Below are 17,322 nucleotides of genomic sequence, written 5' to 3' on the forward strand. Positions count from 1 at the left end.
AGGCTTCCGATGCAAGAGTATGAGTATAAAGTCATTCCCGCCCCCGTGCGTGGCGAACGCGATCGCGGCCTGAAAACCGCCGAGGACCGTTTTGCCAATACTCTTACGGCCACGCTGAACGCTATGGCCGTAGATGGCTGGCACTATCTGCGCGCCGAGACCCTCCCTGCCGAAGAGCGCAGCGGCTTGCGCAGCAAGACCACCACCTATCACAATCTTCTGGTCTTCCGCCGCCCGAAATCCGCGCTTGCCCCGCGTCCTGTTGCCGAGGACCATCCGGCACCGGTGCCGAAGGCCCCGCTTCGGGCAGAACCGGCCGCTACATATGCGGCGCCTGCCCCTGCACCAGCGCCCTCTGCGCCTGCGCCGACCGCGCCCGCCAGAGCCGCTAATGCGACATTGCCAAAAGCCGAAGCCGGCCCTGCAACGCCGCAACCGCCGCGCATCCCCAGTGCGATCGAAAAGCGCGCCCGCTCGCTATCGGCCAACGGGCCGGAAGGCAAATCGCCCAAACTCGGCGGTGCCGCCAGCGAGAGCGATGACGGGACGGGCCGCAGCTAACAGGATGCCCCGCGCCTCCGGTCCGCACCGGAGGCCCCCGCCTCAGGTCACATAAAGCCCGTGCCGTCTGCCACGCCTGTCCCAAGGAGAGCCCTCCCTATACGCCTGTCGAACGGGCTGGGTTCATGGCCGCTCGCGTCGCGATCAAAAGTGAGATCCAGGGCTTTCACCCGACGAAAAATGACATAGAATGCGTGACCCGAGTCGGAGGCGGGGTCTGCCCTCCCCGCATGCCGTCATACTACCCCCGAGCCGTCAGATTACGGAGACCCACCCTTATGGAAAAGAACGACCCGTTTGGATTTAACATCTCGGCTGCGGCAGACAAGAAGCGCCGCCAGAAGGGCCGCCGTGGCATGTCGGGGGCTTTCGAGACCTCGACCCGTGTCTGTGACAAGGCGGGCTGCAACGAGCCCGCGAAATACCGCGCCCCCAAAAGCCCGAAGGTGCTGGACGAATATTTCTGGTTCTGCAAGGAACATATCCGCGAATACAACCTGAACTGGAACTATTTCCAGGGCCAGTCCGAAGAAGAGTTTCAGGCCTTTCTGGACAATGCCACCGTCTGGGAGCGCCCGACCAAGCCGTTCAACCGCGCCAATGACGAGAAACTGGGCCTTGCCCGTCATGGGGTGACCGACCCGCATGAGATTCTGGGCGAGAATGCGACGCAGAATCCGGGCCGCCGTTCTGTGGGACGCAAGCTGCCGCCAACCGAACGCAAGGCCGCCGAGATCCTCGAGGTGACCAATGCCGAGACCAAGGCCGAGGTGCGCAAGGCCTATAAGGCGCTGATCAAGGTGCTGCACCCCGATATGAATGGGGGCGACCGGTCGCAGGAGGAGATGCTGCAGGAGGTTGTCTGGGCGTGGGACCAGTTGAAGGACAGCCGCTTCTTCAAGTAAGGGGCGCTGCCCCTCTTGGGGCCTGAGGCCCCAATTCACCCCGGGATATTTCATGCAGCTGGACTGCGGGACGGGCGCTTTCGGGGTGCCCGTTTTTACCGTAGCCCGTTTTTTCGCAGCCCGTTTTACCGCAGCCGGTCTGGTTCACAGATTGAGGTCGCGGATCAGGCGCCCGTGTTTGCGCGCGGCGATGATCACCTCGGACAGCGTCTGCAAGCCCTTGGATTTCAGTGCGGGCAACATGCGCAGGAAGGCGGAGGCTGTAGCATCGGCATCGCCCATCGCGCTATGGCGCAATTCCGGCGCGATGATGATGCCCAGACGGTCACAGAGCGCATCCAGCGTATGGGTCTGCGACTGGCCGAACAGAATGGCCGAGAGCAGCACCGTATCGAGTACCGGATGGTCGAATTGGTATCCCAGCCGGTGGGTCTGCTCTGCCGCCTGAAGCAGGCCGATATCGAAGGGCGCATTATGTGCCACAAGCACCGCATCCTTGGCAAAATGGTGGAAGGCCGAAAGGGCATCTGCCACCGAGGGGGCCTGCGCCACCATTTCATCGGAAATGCCGTGGATGGCGGTCGCGGAGGTAGGGATCGGACGGGCGGGGTTGACCAGCATATCGAAGGTTTCCGACACCCGCCCGTTGACGATACGTTGTCCGGCGATCTGCACGATGGCGTCCCGTTGGGGATCGAGCCCCGTGGTTTCGGTATCGAAGACCACATAGGTCAGCCTGTCGAGCGTGCTGGCACGGATATCGCCCAGCGGCTGACGGTCGAGCAGGTCGAAATCATAGGTGACGCGGCGCGGCAGGGCGGCGGGCGGATCGTTGCGGCCCGCCAGTTCCCGCAAGGGCATACACAGGCGCGCGCGTCCGTCATGCAGGGGTTCGGGCCAGAGATCGCTGTGGTGATGGTCGAGGATCTGGCGTGGTGATTGCCCCAGCGACAGGTCCGGTTGGTGCAGGAAGGCTTCCAGAGCGCCGAGCCCCAAGGACGGGCCCTGCCATTCGAGGGACAGGAGTGCCCCCGCCCCTTCCTGCGTGATCTCGAACCGGAAGTCGCTGCGCCGATCCTCCGCGACCAGCGCCGCCAGCGCCGACCAGAGCGCCAGCACCCCGCCCGCATCGCAGCGCAGCATCAGCGGGGCTGTGGCCAAGGTCAGTGCCGTTCCCTGCGTCTCGACGCGCGCCCTCAGCGCCTCGGCCAGATCGGAGGCACGCAGCGCGGTCAGGGTGCAATCGGGCAGGGTTTCGAAAGCCTGTGCCATCCGGTGCAGGTCCTGCGCCAGCGTCTGCGCCTCGTGGCGGGCCGCCTGACGGATGCGGTCGCGGGTCTCGCCAACGGGGCCATCGGGATCGCTGAGCGTTTCCATCAGCGATTGCAGCGCAGCGACGCCCGGTCGGGTGCGGGCAAGCAGCTCTGCCGTCAGGGCGATCTGCGCGCGGTTCTGCGCCATCATTGCCGACATGTCCTGCAAGGTCAGCACATGCCCCCCTTCCCCCGCCGGTACGGCGCGCAGATGGCCGGTCAGGGTCTGGCCTGCACCGGTGACACAAAGCACATCCGAGCGCGCCTCGGGGTCGGCGCTTTTGGCCAGACGTTCCACCGCATGCAGGATCGGCGCGATCGAGAGGAAATCTTCCAGTTTACGGCCCAGCCCCGGACGATTGGCACCGTGGCCAAGCAGCTCTGCCGCTTGCGGATTATAGAAGACCAGCCGCTGGTCGGCTGACAGAAGCACCACGCCCACCGGCAGATCCGCCAGCAGCAGCTCCAGCCGCGCCTGACTGGTTGCCGCCTGCCCCAGCGCCTGTTCGACATCGGCGGCAAGCCGGTCCTTCTGGGCCGACATCGCCGCACCGAGCGCCGCCCCCGCCGAGGCGAGATCGCCCAGATAGGGGGCGTCGAACGCGGCCCTGTCGCCCCAGCCTCCCATGCGCATGGCTCCCGACAGCGCCTCGATCGGGCGGGCGACATGCTCGTCGAACAGCAGCCATAGTCCCGCAATCAGCGTCACCCCCAGAAGACCGGACACCAGCGCCATGACGATCAGCGCCTCATGTCCGGCCCCTTGCCGTCCGCCCAGCCACACCCCCGCCAGCAGCGCCAGCACAAGTCCGAAGGCGAGCCCCGCAAACAGCAGGAAGACCCGCAGACGCAGACCCAGCGTGGCAATCCAGTCGGACATCAGGCGGCCTCGTCCAGCAGGCGGTGCAGCTCGGCGCGCAGTTCCTTCAGTTCGAAAGGTTTGGCGATAAACCCGTCCGCCCCGAGCGCCAGCCCCTTGCGCCGTTCCACCGAAGAGCCGCGCGCCGTCATCAGCAGGATCTTCACGCCGCGCAGATCGGGGTCGGTGCGCATGGCCTCGCAGATTTCATATCCCGAAACCTCGGGCAGCATGATATCCAGCAAGACCAGATCGGGGCGCATTTCGCGGATCAGGTCCAGCGCCCCTGCACCTGTGGAAATCCGGGCATGATCAAACCCTTCGCGGCCCATCAGAAAATCAAGCGCCAAGGCGATATTGTCTTCGTCCTCGACAATCAGCACGCGGCGCGGGGCATCCTCAGCCATGACGCGCGCTCCCGCAAAGGGCGGCAAGCGCCGGATCTTGCGGCGAGACAGTCAACCATTCGCCGCCGGTCAGGGTGCCGTCCTGCAGATGCGCGCCACCAATCAGATCCGCGCGCCGATGGCCTGCGCAATCATAGGCCACGGGCACCTGCTGCATCGGTTGCCAGCGCGAGACCAGCAGCAGCTTGCCCGCCCGCACCCCCGGTGCCGGATCGGTGACCTGCGCCAGATCGACCGCCATGAAGCGGGTGGTCACCGGGGCGGCATAGGTCCACGGGCGCCACCAGTTACGGTCCTCGACCGTCATTACCACGCTCATATCGCCATTCAGCCCCGCCTTCAGATCGGGATACCAGCGGTATTCGGCATGGATGGTATAGCCCAGCATCGCCAGCCCCGCCATTGCGGGCATCACCCATTTGGGCAGCACGACCCCGCCCCATTTGCGCAAGCCGTGCCGGAACGCGAAGACCACCAGAACCGCCAGAGCCGCGGCGGAAAGCATTGCGATAAAATCCACGATCATAAGGGGTCTCCTTCGTTAAACCGTCACAGTTGCACGGGCACCCGCCCTAGCTGACACTGGCCTTACCATGACCCAGAGCCGATTGCAGGCTGCGCACCACCACGAAAGCGTCGCGCAGATGGGAACGTTCGAAATCGGGCAGCGCCGAGGGGGCCAGATAGTTGTCGGGGGCCGCGCCTTTGCGGATCTGGCGTGCCTGATTTTCCAGCCGCGTCATCGCGATCAGGTCATAGGCGGCAATCAGGTCCTGCCCGCCCGCCACCGATATCGTGCCCGCCTCGCAGGCCGCCAGCAGGCGCGCGCGCGTATTGGCCACCGCAAGCTGCCCCCGCAGCGCATGGACCCGCCCCAGATCGGCCACCGGCACCACACCATTATGCTTGAGGTCGATCTGGTGGCGGTGTTCGCCCGAACGGATGGTGGCAAAGCCGCGGATCAGCCCCAGCGGCGGGTGGTGTTTGAGGCTATTGGCAATCATATGCGCCACGAAAATCGAATTTTTTGCCGCATTGGCAAGGGTTTCGGCCTGCAATGCCTCGAACAGCGCAGGGGCTGTGCCGCCGATCACCCGCAGGTCGAACATGACAGAGGCCAGCATCTGCGCCTCGGGATTGGGCGTCGCGATCCAGCCGCGGAAATAGCGCGCCCAGACCTCGGCACGCTGGCACCAGCGCGGATTGGTCGCCATCATATCGCCCGGACAGTAGACGTAACCGCACGCGTGCAGACCGTCCGAGACGATCTGCGCGAAGCGGCGGAAATACTCCATATCGGCTTCGGTGGCCGTGTCCCCGACGATCAGGCAGTTATCCTGATCGGAGACGCCGGTCTGCTCCTGCCGCCCCTGAGAGCCACAGGCCGCCCAGACCCAAGGCGCAGGCGCGGGGCCAAGCTGTGCCTCGGCCATCGCCAGCAGACGGCGGGTCACCGCATCGGCGATATCGGTGATCAGCCGCGTGGTGACCTCATGCGCGTGATGGGCCCCCACCAGCTGCACCAGAAGCTGCGGGATACGCGCGGTTATCGCGGCCATACCGGCGACATCCTGCGCGCGCGCGATCTCGTGGATCAGGCTCGCGGAACTGACTGCCTGAAAGCGGGTGAGATCGGTCTGGGTGATCATGCCGATGAAACGCCCGTGCTCGGTCACCGGCAGATGCCCGATCCCTTTTTCCAGCATCCGGTGCAGGATATCCGACCCCAGCGCATCGGGCGGCAGGGTCACCGGATCGGGGGTCATCACCCGCCCCACCTCTGCCGACATCGGGAAATTGCCTGCCAGAACCTTGTTCGACATATCGCGCTGCGTCACGATGCCCAGCAGACGGCCCTGCGGGTCCGTCACCCCCAAGGACGATACATGACGGTCGCGCATCATCCGTGCCGCCTCGACCACATTGGTCTCGGGACGGCAGGCCACCGCCTTGCCCGACAGCAGATCGGCCACCCGCATCGTCGCCAGATCGGCCCCTGCACGGGCTTTGCGCACCGGCATCCGGTCAAAAAACCGGCGGAAACTGTCAACGCTCTGGCACAGACGGGTAAATTCGGCGGCAGGCAAAAGCAGCAGAACGCCCGCCTCGCGCATCCGCGCGGTGGTGGCGGCCTGACCGTCGCGCATCAGGCCGCGTTCGCCAAAACTGTTGCGCGGCCCCAGCACCGAGACCAGCGCCCCGTTGGCATCACTCACCTCGACGGCACCGGATTGCACCAGATACAGCCCGTCCAGCACGCTGCCCAAACGGTAGATCTCGGCACCGGCCTCCAGCGTCCTGCGGTCAAAGGATCGGGCCACGCGGGCCAGATCGTTACGCGGCAGGGTGTCGTAGGGGTGGACCCCTTCGAGAAATGTCATAACAGAGGCAAGATCGTCACGCATGATCTCTATCCGTTCGCCAGCAATCAGGTTGGGGGGAAAATGCTCCGGGGGTGACGTGGGCCCGCCCCCCGGAGCACTACAGGCGAAGGCCCCGCCTGCAGTCATCGCCAGTCTTGGTGGATCAGTGATCCACGGCCTGGCCTGCGCCTTTCGGGATACGGATCGATTCGATCAGATCCTGAATTTCTTCCGGCGGTTCTTCGGTCGCGGAGGACACGATATAGGCCACCACGAAGTTGATCACTGCGCCAATCGCCCCGAAGGAGGTGGATTTCACCGACAGAAGCAGCGGGTCCGCATCATCGAAGCTTGCCGTGCCGGGGATGAAGAACCAGCCCTTATGCAGGAAGATATAGATGATGGTCACGATCAGACCGGTCAGCATGCCGGCCACGGCCCCCTTGTTGTTGATGCGCTTCGAGAAGATGCCCATCATCAGTGCGGGGAAGATCGAGGCGGCTGCCAGACCGAAGGCCAGTGCCACGGTTTGCGCTGCAAAGCCCGGAGGATTGAGGCCCAGCCACGTGGCCACCGCAATCGCCACCGCCATCGAGATCCGTGCCGACAGCAGCTCGTTCTTCTCGGAGATGCCCGGATTGATCTGACCCTTGATCAGGTCGTGGCTGACCGCCGAAGAGATCGCCATCAACAGACCTGCCGCCGTGGACAGAGCCGCTGCCAGACCACCGGCTGCGATCAATGCGATCACCCAGCCCGGAAGATTGGCGATTTCGGGGTTGGCCAGCACGATGATGTCGCGGTTGACATCGAACTCGTTGGCCGCCGGATCTGCGACATAGTTGATCAGGCCGTCACCGTTCTTGTCTTCGAATTTCAGAAGACCGGTCTGTTCCCAGTTCTTCATCCAGTCGGGACGCGCATCATAGGCCAGCGGTGCCGATTGGGTGCCTTCGGGATAGACGGTGTTGATCAGGTTCAGACGGGCCATCGCCCCAACCGCAGGCGCGGTCAGATAGAGCAGTGCGATGAACACCAGCGCCCAGCCGGCCGAGGTACGGGCATCCGACACTTTCGGCACGGTGAAGAAGCGCACGATAACGTGGGGCAGACCGGCGGTGCCGATCATCAGCGACATGGTGAACAGGAACATGTTCAGCATGGTGTCCGACTGCTCGGTATAGCTGGAGAAGCCCAGATCGCCCAGCAGACCATTGAGTTCCTGCAGAATCGGCTTGCCGGTGGCGGTGCTGTCAGAGAACAGACCCAGACCCGGGATCGGATTGCCGGTCAGTTGCAGCGAGATGAACACCGCCGGAATGGTATAGGCGATGATCAGCACGACATATTGCGCAACCTGCGTGTAGGTGATGCCCTTCATCCCGCCAAGCACGGCATACATGAAGACGATCGCCGCACCGATATAGAGGCCGGTCGCGTTATCCACTTCGAGGAAGCGCGAGAAAGCAACGCCCACGCCGGTCATCTGGCCGATCACATAGGTGACCGATGCGATGATCAGGCAGATCACGGCCACGGTGCGCGCGGTCTGGCTGTAGAAGCGGTCGCCGATGAATTCCGGCACGGTGAATTTGCCGAATTTGCGCAGGTAAGGCGCCAGCAGCATCGCCAGCAGCACATAGCCGCCGGTCCAGCCCATCAGATAGGCCGAGGTATTGAAACCGCCGAAGGCGATGATACCGGCCATCGAGATGAAGGACGCCGCCGACATCCAGTCCGCGCCGGTGGCCATGCCGTTGAGCACGGGGTGGACACCGCGCCCTGCCGCATAGAATTCCGAGGTCGATCCGGCACGGGCCCAGATCGCGATGCCGATATAGAGGGCGAAGGTCGCGCCGACTACCAGCAGATTCAGGGTAAACTGATCCATAAGTCTTACTTGCCTCCGTTACTCTTCGACGCCATGTTCACGGTCGAGCTTGTTCATCTTGGCCGCATAGGCAAAGATCAGCACGAGGAACACGAGGATAGAGCCCTGCTGGGCGAACCAGAAGCCGAGGTCTGTGCCACCGACCGGAATGCCCGCAAGCATCGGTCGCAGCAGAATGCCGAAGCCGAAGGAACAGATGAACCAAATTACAAGGTAAAGCCGGATCGTGCGTATATTCGCTTTCCAATAAGCATTGGATGATGGTTGATCAGCCATTGTGTTTGTCTCCCTTGGATTTTCTCCATAGACCAGCCGCGCACAGCCCTCAGGCTGCCCGAAACAGGCCCCTCCCTTAAACCGGATCGGGCGACCGGCCCCCGCAAGGGCCGGTCCTTCGATCCTTAGTCGCGCGTGGTCACGCCCTTCTCCTCCATGACCATGCGAAGCTCGGAAGCGACGGTATCGATGCTGCCCATCGCATCCACCTCTTCCAGCTTGCCCAACGCGCGGTAATGCGCGATGAGCGGTGCCGTCTGCGCGTGATAGGCCTCCAACCTTGTCCGCGCAGTTTCGGCATTATCGTCGGCCCGACGTTTGAATTCGGTGCCGCCACATTTGTCGCACGTGCCCGCCACGGCGGGCTGTTTGAACGTGTCGTGGTATCCTTCGCCGCATTTGGCGCAGGTATAGCGGCCAGCAACACGGGCGATCATCGCCTCGTCATCGACCGCCAGAGAGATCGCCGCCGTCACCTGCTGATCGGTGTAATGCAGCAGATCATCCAGCGCCGCCGCTTGCCCCGCCGTGCGGGGGAAGCCGTCAAGAATAACACCAGAACGGGTATCGGGATTGCCAAGGCGGTCCCGCAGGATCGCCAGAACAATCTCGTCACTGACAAGGCCACCGGCCTCCATCACCGATTTCGCGGCCAGACCGGCAGGCGTGCCCTGAGCCACGGCCTCGCGCAGCATGTCACCGGTCGAAAGCTGCACCAGCCCGAATTTCTCCTCCAGCATCCGGGCCTGAGTGCCCTTGCCTGCGCCCGGAGGCCCAAGCAGGATCAGAACAGCAGGTGTTGTCTTGACGGTATCGGCCATGAGCTCACCCCTTGTTTGCACGGTTGGCAATCAGATCATCAACCACCGACGGATCGGCCAGCGTCGAGATATCGCCCAAGGCACCGGTGTCGTTCTCGGCGATCTTGCGCAGGATACGGCGCATGATCTTGCCCGAACGGGTCTTCGGCAGACCGGGCGCCCATTGGATGACATCGGGCTTGGCAATCGGGCCAATCTCGGTGCGCACCCATTTTTCCAGATCCTTGCGCAGATCGTCGGAGGGCTCGACATCGTTCATCAAGGTGACATAGGCGTAGATGCCCTGCCCCTTGAGTTCATGCGGGAAGCCCACCACGGCGGCCTCGGCCACAGCCTGATGCGCCACCAGCGCCGATTCCACCTCGGCCGTGCCCATCCGGTGCCCCGAGACGTTGATCACATCATCCACGCGACCCGTGATCCAGTAATAGCCATCGCTGTCACGGCGGCAGCCGTCGCCGGTGAAGTAATAGCCCTTGTACTGGCTGAAATAGGTCTCCTGGAAGCGCTCGTGATCGCCCCAGACAGTGCGCATCTGACCCGGCCAGCTATCGGCGATACACAGCACGCCTTCGGTGGCGGTCTCATCCTGTTTGACCGCCGTGGTCGGATCAAGGATCACCGGCTTCACACCGAAGAACGGACGCGTGGCAGATCCGGGTTTGGTCGGGATCGCGCCCGGAAGCGGCGTGATCATATGGCCGCCGGTCTCGGTCTGCCACCAGGTATCGACGATGGGGCATTTGCCTTTGCCCACGTATTTGTCATACCAGGCCCAGGCTTCGGGGTTGATCGGCTCGCCCACCGACCCCAGCGTTTTCAGCGCGGACAGATCGTATTTCTCGACATATTCCGGCCCCTGCCCCATCAGCGCGCGGATCGCAGTCGGCGCGGTGTAGAACTGATTGACCTTGTGCTTTTCGCAGACTTCCCAGAAGCGGCCCGCATCCGGATAGGTCGGGGTGCCTTCGAACATCAGCGAGGTGCCGCCATTGGCCAGCGGACCATAGACGATATAGCTATGGCCGGTGACCCAGCCCACATCCGCCGAACACCAGTAGACATCCCCCTGATGATAATCGAAGACATATTCATGGGTCATCGCCGCATAGACGAGATAGCCACCGGTGCAATGCACCACGCCCTTGGGCTTGCCGGTCGAGCCGGAGGTATAGAGGATGAACAGCGGGTCTTCGGCATTCATCGGACGCGGCGGGCACTCGGGCGAGACGTCTTCCATCATCGCCTTCACATCCACATCGCGGCCCTGAATCCACGTGGTCTGGTCGCCGGTATGCTTGACCACAAGGCAGCGCACCTTGTCCGAGCAGTGCAGAAGCGCGGCATCGGTATTCGACTTCAGCGGCGTGCGACGCCCCCCGCGCGGCGCGGTGTCGGCGGTGATTACCAGCTTCGCGCCACAGTCATTGATCCGGTTGGCCAGCGCATCCGGCGAGAAGCCCGCGAAGACGATCGAATGGATCGCGCCGATCCGCGCGCAGGCCAGCATCGCATAGGCGGCCTCGGGGATCATCGGCAGATAGATCACCACACGGTCGCCACGCATGACGCCCTGCGACAGCAGGACGTTGGCCATACGGTTCACCTTCTCGCTCAGTTCGCGATAGGTGATGTATTGCGCCGGATCGCTCGGCTCGTCGGGCTCGAAAATGATCGCGGTCTGATCGCCGCGCGTGGCCAGATGGCGGTCGATGCAGTTGACCGAGGCATTGAGCACCCCGTCATGGAACCACTTGATCGACACATTACCAAAGGTGAAATCGGTGTCCTTGACCTTGGTGTAGGGGGTGATCCAGTCCAGCCGTTTGCCTTCACGGCCCCAGAAGGCCTCCGGATTCTCGACCGACTCGTTATACATCTCGCGATATTTAGCGGCATCGGCATGTGCCGGCCCGAAATGGCTCGGTACTTCGCGCATATCCGGCGCAGCCAGCACCTGTTCCTGAGCAGCCATAAGCTTTCCTCCCTCAGCTATATCCTGCGGCCCTTTTGAGCCGCGCGGTGCCTCCGACCTCCATCAGATGCACCTTTCCCCAGAGACGAGTGTAAACACGAGATACGATTTTTGATAACCCCCTTTTTTCGTTCATTTTTCCTGTTAATTTATTCACGTCTATATTTACGTATTTGTAAATTTTTGAAAAATTACGCCGATTTTATGACGTTTCGTCAAACTGTTGCCTGTAGCGCAAAATCAGCATCTACAACTTTAGGCCAAGGGGCTTCGCCGCATCGCAGAAACACTTTATGCGTGTGCAGCATGGCCCGAAGACGAAAATGACCTGATTCGATCCGCCCTAAAGGCTGCCCCGGAGACGGCGTGATTTATCCACAAACTTGCCAAGCTCCGCCCGCAATCCTACCCTTTGTAAAACCACCCCAGAGAGGGACATCCGATGCCCGCACCGATCGACATACCAAAAGACCCGCTGCCGCTTTCGGGGGCTGTGCAACGGGCCGATCCAGTGCAGGACGCCGATCAGGAGTCGCGCGATCTTGCGCGCAGATTGCTGGCAGAGTCGCTGTTCGCCGCCATCGGCACCATTGATCCGGCCACCGGCTTTCCGCATGTCTCGCGCATCGCCATCGGGCCCGGTCCGGCGGGTGGATTATGGTCGCTGGTCTCAGGGCTTTCGGTCCATGCCCGCGCACTGGCTGCGGACCCGCGGGCAGGTATGCTGATCGGCATTCCGGGCAGCAAGGGGGACCCGCTGACCCATCCCCGCCTCAGCCTTCAAGTCGAGGCCCGCCCGCTGGACCGGATGGACCCGCGTCATCCCAGCCTGCGCGACCGCTGGCTGGCCGACCACCCCAAATCCAAGCTCTATATCGATCTGGGCGATTTCTACTTCATCGAGTTCCATATCCTCGCAGCCCAGCTCAATGGCGGTTTTGCCCGTAGCTATCGCCTGACCGCGGCCGACCTGCTGCAAAGCTGAAAGCCGCCCCCCGAAGGAAGCGGCGTGTATCGGCCCGAAACCCGCATGGCTCGGTCAAACAGGTGTGTCCATCCGCAGCCTGACCTGCAACCGCCCGCGCGTGGCCTTTGACCAGTTCAGCCAGACCTGTTGCTTCGCCGTGCCCTGTTCGACCTGCACATAGGGCATTTCGGTCACCCGTGCCGCGCTGCCATCACGCACCATCCCCTCGGCCACGATCCCTTCGACATTGCGCGCCCATCCCCCGAACGGCATGTACTCGGCCGCATCCAGCACCCAGACCTGCTGCGCGGTGGACTGGTTCATCTCCAACGTCACCGGCGAACAGGTGAATTTGGTGACCCCGTTGAACATATTCCCTTCAATCATCACATTCCGGATGCGGGAATAATCCAGATCGGCAAAGGTGGTATCGACCTTCTCGATCTTGTCGATGGTGCCATTGAGCGACTTGAACACATTGTTCGAGATATTCAGCCCCTGAATGAAATGCCCCGTGCCATAGGGCTTGATCGAGAACCATGTGAACCAGGCGGCCGTGTTGATGCACACACAGGTATTGCCGGTCACCGTCAGCCCGCCAAAGCTGTATTCATTGCCGAAATCGGGGGTGGCGTCATGTTCGTTGGTCCACTCGATAATGTTGTTATCGATGTAATTGCCGGTGACTGCCGATTGCACATTGGTCTGGGTAAAGACCAGCCCCGCCACCCGCGTGGCCGATGTCTCGTTGTCGCCCTGAAACCAGTGGTTACCCACGATCAGATGCCCCGAGCCGTTCAGCACGAAGGTGGTGCCAAAGCGCACGAAGCGCGAGTCGCGGATCTTCACGTCATTGGCGTTGACATTGAGCACCACCGATTTGCGGTCCTGGGCGGGGGTGGATTGCTCGTCCGAGAGGAACTGGCAACCGTCGATCAGGAAATCCTGACACCCCCGCCCGATCGAGGTGAAGACCCGATCCTTGGGCCGCACCACATAGCTGTCGCGGATCTGGTTCATCTGCCCGTCCGGCGCAAACATCCACGCGCTGGACACGCCGTTACACAGGATCTCGACATTGGCGATATTGAAACGGTCCAGTTTGTCCATCCCCGAGAAATCCAGCACATACTGATAGCGGGTAAAGGTATAGCTCCGCGTGCCCGACCCGCCATAAAGCGGCTGGCTCAGGGTGATGGTCTGCGCGCCCACATTCTTGGCCCGCACATAGACCTCGCGCCCGACCCCTGTGCCGGTGATATGCGCGCCCACGGGAATATTCGCCACATTGGCAACTCCCGTCAGGGTCGTCGGCTGCGCGATATTATAGGTGGCCGTGCTCGTCACCGTCACATCATTCCATGCCGTCCCCTCGATCACATTCAACTGGCCGTTCTGCAGCACACGACGGTTGGAAAAGCTGGACAGATCGGGGGCGTATTCCTCGACCCGCAGCGGCTTGGTGATTTCCACCCGACGGCCTTTCAGGTCCAGAACGTTATGATCCACATAGCCGAATAGCGCCTGCAACGCCTTGCGCAGGCCAAGCTCCTCATCGCCAAAGGCCGCGGCATAGGTCGGGAAATCATAGCTCGTCATCAGCGCCAGCCGTGCCGCCGCAGGCATCACCAGCGTCCCGATAAACCGCATGGGCGATTGCAACGAGATCGAGGACGCAATGTAGTAGCTGCCCTCCGGCACCAGAACCGTGCGCCCGCCCGCATCACTATCGGCTGCCGCAAAGGCTGCCGCATCATCGGTGCTGCCATCGCCCTTGGCCCCGTAATCGCGCACATCCACCATGCCGATCAGATCGCGGAAGAAATACTCGCTGACATCCTCGATCTCCAGATCGTCGATGCGCACCACTCCGCCCGTCTGTCCGGTCAGATCAATGCCGAAATGGCCGTAAACAGGGTCCATTCCCCAAGCCATATCCACGCCTTCGCGAGCGGCAACCGAAACGATGGCCCGCACCGTGACCACCTCGCCATAGGCCGATAGCGCTGTGGCCGCCCCCACCTCGGTCAGCCCCGACACATGCGCCGACGCGCCCATCGCATAGCCCGCAATCCGCACGCTGGGAAGGTTCCCGCTGACCGCCTTCACCCGTGCGGTGATCTGCAGATAGAGACCGGGCCGGATTGGCACCTGACCCATCCAGCGCAGTTTCTGCGTGGACTGGGTCTTCTGCAGTTCCAGACAGCCCCCAAAATCGGCATCCGAGGGCACATAAGCCGCCGAGGCCGAACCCGCATATGTCGCAGACCCGCTGGTTCCGTTGGCCGAAGACCAGACATCCAGCCCGTCCGAAAATGCGGGCGGCATGATGGCCAGCCCCTCGGTTATCGCGACATTCATAGCATCCTCCTGTGATCATCGGCATCACCCGCAAGGCGTGCTCCGGAAAGCTCCGGCCAACGCCATCTGCAAAGATCTTCTGCCGCCTGATCACAGGCTGGTCCTCAGGTATGAACATCTTCCGACCGCAGCGTCCGCTTGCAACAGCCCGCGCAACAGGGCGAGGATTTCAGAAAGCAAAACCGGCAGAAACCGTCATAAACGGCACCACCGAGACCTCCTCCAGATCGGCATTAATGCGGGCCTGCTCCACCTCGACCGCGCGCTTGTCCACAGAATCAAGCGCCTCGAGCCCCGTCAGATGCAGAGTATGGGTGGCAATTTTCCCGCCCAGCTCGACCCCTGCATAAAACGCCGAGCCCGAGAAATAACGATAGCCCACCGACACCACCGGCGCCACATCCTGCGATTGTGCCACCTCGAAACCGAAGGCCCCCGATACAGGGCCGCTCCCGGTGTCAATCTCACGCAACTGTCCCGAAAAATCATATCCGCCCCAAAGCACACCCCCCGAGACAAACACACCATTTTCCCACGGCCTGTAATCCAGCACCACCCCGCCCTGAAACGAGTCGAGCCCGCCGTGAAAGGCCGTGCCTCTCTGGTTAACAGATACAGATCCCAGCTCCGCCGCATAAACCGGCAGCCGCAGTGACAGATTCGGCCCCAGTGCCACCTCGGGCGCCAGATAGGCCCCAAGGCTGGACATGCCGGTATCTATAAAGAAATAACGATCAATATCAAATGCATAACCGGAAGACACACCGGCAAGCAGACAGCATAGACTGAGACGGACAAGCATGGCAGCACCTCTGGCAGGAGATAGGCCAAGTGTCGCGCGGATAGCTCAATCTATAGTTAACAAAACCGCCCCGAAGCAAAAATCCGGAGCGGTTTCACAAGTCTTGGATCTGGCTCAGGCGACCAGTTCGCCCTTCAGCGCGCGCGTGATCAGCGCCACGGTCTCATCCGCCCCGTAAAGTGCGATAAACCCGCCGAAACGCGGCCCTTGGGATTGCCCCAACAGCACCTCGTACAGCGCCTGGAACCACGCGCGCAGGTTGTCGAACCCGTGGTTCTTGCCAATCGCGAACACCAAGGTCTGCAGGAAATCATCCGAGGTCATATCGGCTTCCGGAGCGGCCTCGCCTTTGCCCTCGGCGTCGTTTTTCTTGGCAATCTCGGCCACAGCGCGGGCCGGATCTTGCAGGCAGGCCAGCAGATCTTCCAGCGCCGCACGCTCCTGATCCGACGGCAGGCGGAATTGCAGCGTGGGCTTCACGAAATCATCGAAGTAACGCAGCGCGAAGCCCGCCGCCTGATCCAGATCGGGATGGCTCTCGGGGGTCGCTTCCGGCGCATAGCGGCGGATAAAGCCCCATAGCCCGTCCTTATCCGCAGCCCCTGCCACCGACGCAAGGTTCAGCAGCATCGAGAACGGCACCACCATCTTGCTTTCCGGCGGCTGACCGCCGTGGATGTGCCAGACAGGGTTGGCCACCTGCTGTTCCAAGGTCTGATCGGGGAAGGCGCGCAGCTGCTGGTGATATTCGTCCATCATCTTCGGGATGACATCGAAATGCAGCCGTTTCGCGGTCTTGGGCTTGAGGAACATGAAATAGCCCAAGCTCTCGGTCGAGGCATAGGTCAGCCATTCGTCGATCGACAGGCCATTGCCCTTGGACTTCGAGATTTTCTCGCCATTGGCATCAAGGAACAGCTCATAGGTGAAATGCTCGGGCTTCTTGCCGCCCAAGATCTCGCAGATGCGGTCGTAGATCGGGGTGTTGGTCGAGTGGTCCTTGCCATACATCTCGAAATCGACGCCCAAAGCCGCCCAACGCGCGCCGAAATCCGGCTTCCATTGCAGCTTCACATTGCCGCCCGTCACCGGCAGCGTCCATTCGCGGTCATCCTCGTCGTCAAAGGTGATCGTGTAATCCGCCACATTCACCGATTTCATCGGCACATAAAGAACACGGCCCGTCTCGGGATGGATCGGCAGGAAGATCGAATAGGTCGAGGCCCGCTCGTCGCGCAGCGATTTCAGCATCACCTTCATGATGTCATCATAGCGCTCGACCGCGCGTTTCAGCACCTCGTCGAACTGGCCCGATTTGTAGAATTCGGTTGCCGAATAAAACTCGTATTCAAAGCCGAACGTATCAAGGAAACGACGCAGCATCGCGTTGTTATGATGGCCGAAGCTCTCATATTCCTCGAACGGGTCCGGCACCGAGGTCAGCGGCTTTTGCGCATTCTCGTGAAGCATCTCCTGATTGGGCACATTCGACGGGATCTTGCGCATCCCGTCCATGTCATCCGAGAAACAGATCAGGCGGGTCGGGATATCCGAGATCGCTTCAAACGCGCGGCGGATCATCGTCGTGCGCGCCACCTCGCCAAAGGTGCCGATATGCGGCAGCCCCGAGGGACCATAGCCCGTCTCGAACAGCACATAGCCCTTTTCGGGCGGCTGTTTCTCGTACCGTTTGAGGATGCTGCGCGCTTCTTCAAAGGGCCATGCTTTGGACTTCAGTGCGGCGTCGCGCAGAGTGCTCATGCTATACCTCATAACGGTGGAATTGGGCGAAAAACCGCCCCGTTGCCCTTCCCCTATTGA

The 17,322-nt window shown here is 61.9% G+C and carries 14 protein-coding genes; 3 read left to right on the forward strand and 11 right to left on the reverse strand.

Translation table 11 applies throughout. The features are described from left to right. Positions 1 to 9 precede the first annotated feature (9 nt). A complete protein-coding gene (locus RPE78_RS01330; protein ID WP_339107726.1) occupies positions 10 to 561 on the forward strand; it encodes a DUF4177 domain-containing protein in 552 nt (183 codons plus the stop codon). 278 nt (positions 562 to 839) lie between these two features. Then, positions 840 to 1,466: a DnaJ domain-containing protein gene (locus RPE78_RS01335; protein ID WP_339107727.1), complete on the forward strand. Its 627-nt coding sequence runs from the start codon at positions 840 to 842 to the stop codon at positions 1,464 to 1,466. A 144-nt stretch (positions 1,467 to 1,610) separates the two neighbouring features. Here RPE78_RS01335 and RPE78_RS01340 read toward each other — a convergent pair whose 3' ends face one another. The 8 genes from RPE78_RS01340 to acs all read right to left on the reverse strand — a co-directional run bounded on the left by RPE78_RS01340 (position 1,611) and on the right by acs (position 11,335). Further along, complete coding sequence (locus tag RPE78_RS01340) at positions 1,611 to 3,659, reverse strand: exonuclease domain-containing protein (protein ID WP_406721016.1); 2,049 nt, start codon at positions 3,657 to 3,659, stop codon at positions 1,611 to 1,613. Next, positions 3,659 to 4,045, reverse strand: a complete 387-nt coding sequence (locus RPE78_RS01345) for a response regulator (protein WP_339107729.1) — start codon at positions 4,043 to 4,045, stop codon at positions 3,659 to 3,661. Before RPE78_RS01345 ends, RPE78_RS01340 begins: the two co-directional genes overlap by 1 nt. Next, complete coding sequence (locus RPE78_RS01350; protein ID WP_339107730.1) at positions 4,038 to 4,571, reverse strand: hypothetical protein; 534 nt, start codon at positions 4,569 to 4,571, stop codon at positions 4,038 to 4,040. Before RPE78_RS01350 ends, RPE78_RS01345 begins: the two co-directional genes overlap by 8 nt. Positions 4,572 to 4,617: 46 nt before the next feature. Continuing rightward, positions 4,618 to 6,450: a DUF294 nucleotidyltransferase-like domain-containing protein gene (locus RPE78_RS01355; RefSeq protein WP_339107731.1), complete on the reverse strand. Its 1,833-nt coding sequence runs from the start codon at positions 6,448 to 6,450 to the stop codon at positions 4,618 to 4,620. A gap of 121 nt (positions 6,451 to 6,571) precedes the next feature. Beyond that, entirely contained in the window at positions 6,572 to 8,299 is a 1,728-nt protein-coding gene (locus tag RPE78_RS01360; RefSeq protein ID WP_339107732.1) for a sodium:solute symporter family protein, read from the reverse strand. 18 nt (positions 8,300 to 8,317) lie between these two features. Further along, complete coding sequence (locus RPE78_RS01365; RefSeq protein WP_406721017.1) at positions 8,318 to 8,575, reverse strand: DUF4212 domain-containing protein; 258 nt, start codon at positions 8,573 to 8,575, stop codon at positions 8,318 to 8,320. Between the two features lie 125 nt (positions 8,576 to 8,700). After that, the gene (locus RPE78_RS01370) at positions 8,701 to 9,396 is read right to left on the reverse strand and encodes an adenylate kinase (RefSeq protein ID WP_339107734.1); all 696 of its coding nucleotides are present in this window, start codon (positions 9,394 to 9,396) and stop codon (positions 8,701 to 8,703) included. Between the two features lie 4 nt (positions 9,397 to 9,400). Continuing rightward, positions 9,401 to 11,335: an acetate--CoA ligase gene (gene acs, locus RPE78_RS01375; protein ID WP_339109525.1), complete on the reverse strand. Its 1,935-nt coding sequence runs from the start codon at positions 11,333 to 11,335 to the stop codon at positions 9,401 to 9,403. Between the two features lie 478 nt (positions 11,336 to 11,813). Between acs and RPE78_RS01380 the strand changes: the two genes are divergently transcribed. Continuing rightward, positions 11,814 to 12,356 carry a HugZ family protein gene (locus RPE78_RS01380; protein WP_406721018.1) on the forward strand — a complete coding sequence of 181 codons (543 nt, stop codon included), beginning with the start codon at positions 11,814 to 11,816 and terminating at the stop codon, positions 12,354 to 12,356. Between the two features lie 54 nt (positions 12,357 to 12,410). On the opposite strand, the gene RPE78_RS01385 is transcribed toward RPE78_RS01380, so the two are convergent. From RPE78_RS01385 to RPE78_RS01395, 3 genes are all read right to left on the reverse strand, one after another. Then, on the reverse strand, positions 12,411 to 14,699 hold the full coding sequence (locus RPE78_RS01385; protein WP_406721019.1) for a glycosyl hydrolase family 28-related protein: 2,289 nt from the start codon (positions 14,697 to 14,699) through the stop codon (positions 12,411 to 12,413). Positions 14,700 to 14,868: 169 nt separating this feature from the next. Further along, positions 14,869 to 15,408, reverse strand: a complete 540-nt coding sequence (locus RPE78_RS01390; protein ID WP_406721020.1) for a hypothetical protein — start codon at positions 15,406 to 15,408, stop codon at positions 14,869 to 14,871. Between the two features lie 207 nt (positions 15,409 to 15,615). Further along, entirely contained in the window at positions 15,616 to 17,262 is a 1,647-nt protein-coding gene (locus RPE78_RS01395) for a lysine--tRNA ligase (RefSeq protein ID WP_406721021.1), read from the reverse strand. Positions 17,263 to 17,322: the final 60 nt, after the last annotated feature.

The organism is Thioclava litoralis, assembly GCF_045278885.1.
GTDB lineage: Bacteria > Pseudomonadota > Alphaproteobacteria > Rhodobacterales > Rhodobacteraceae > Thioclava > Thioclava litoralis.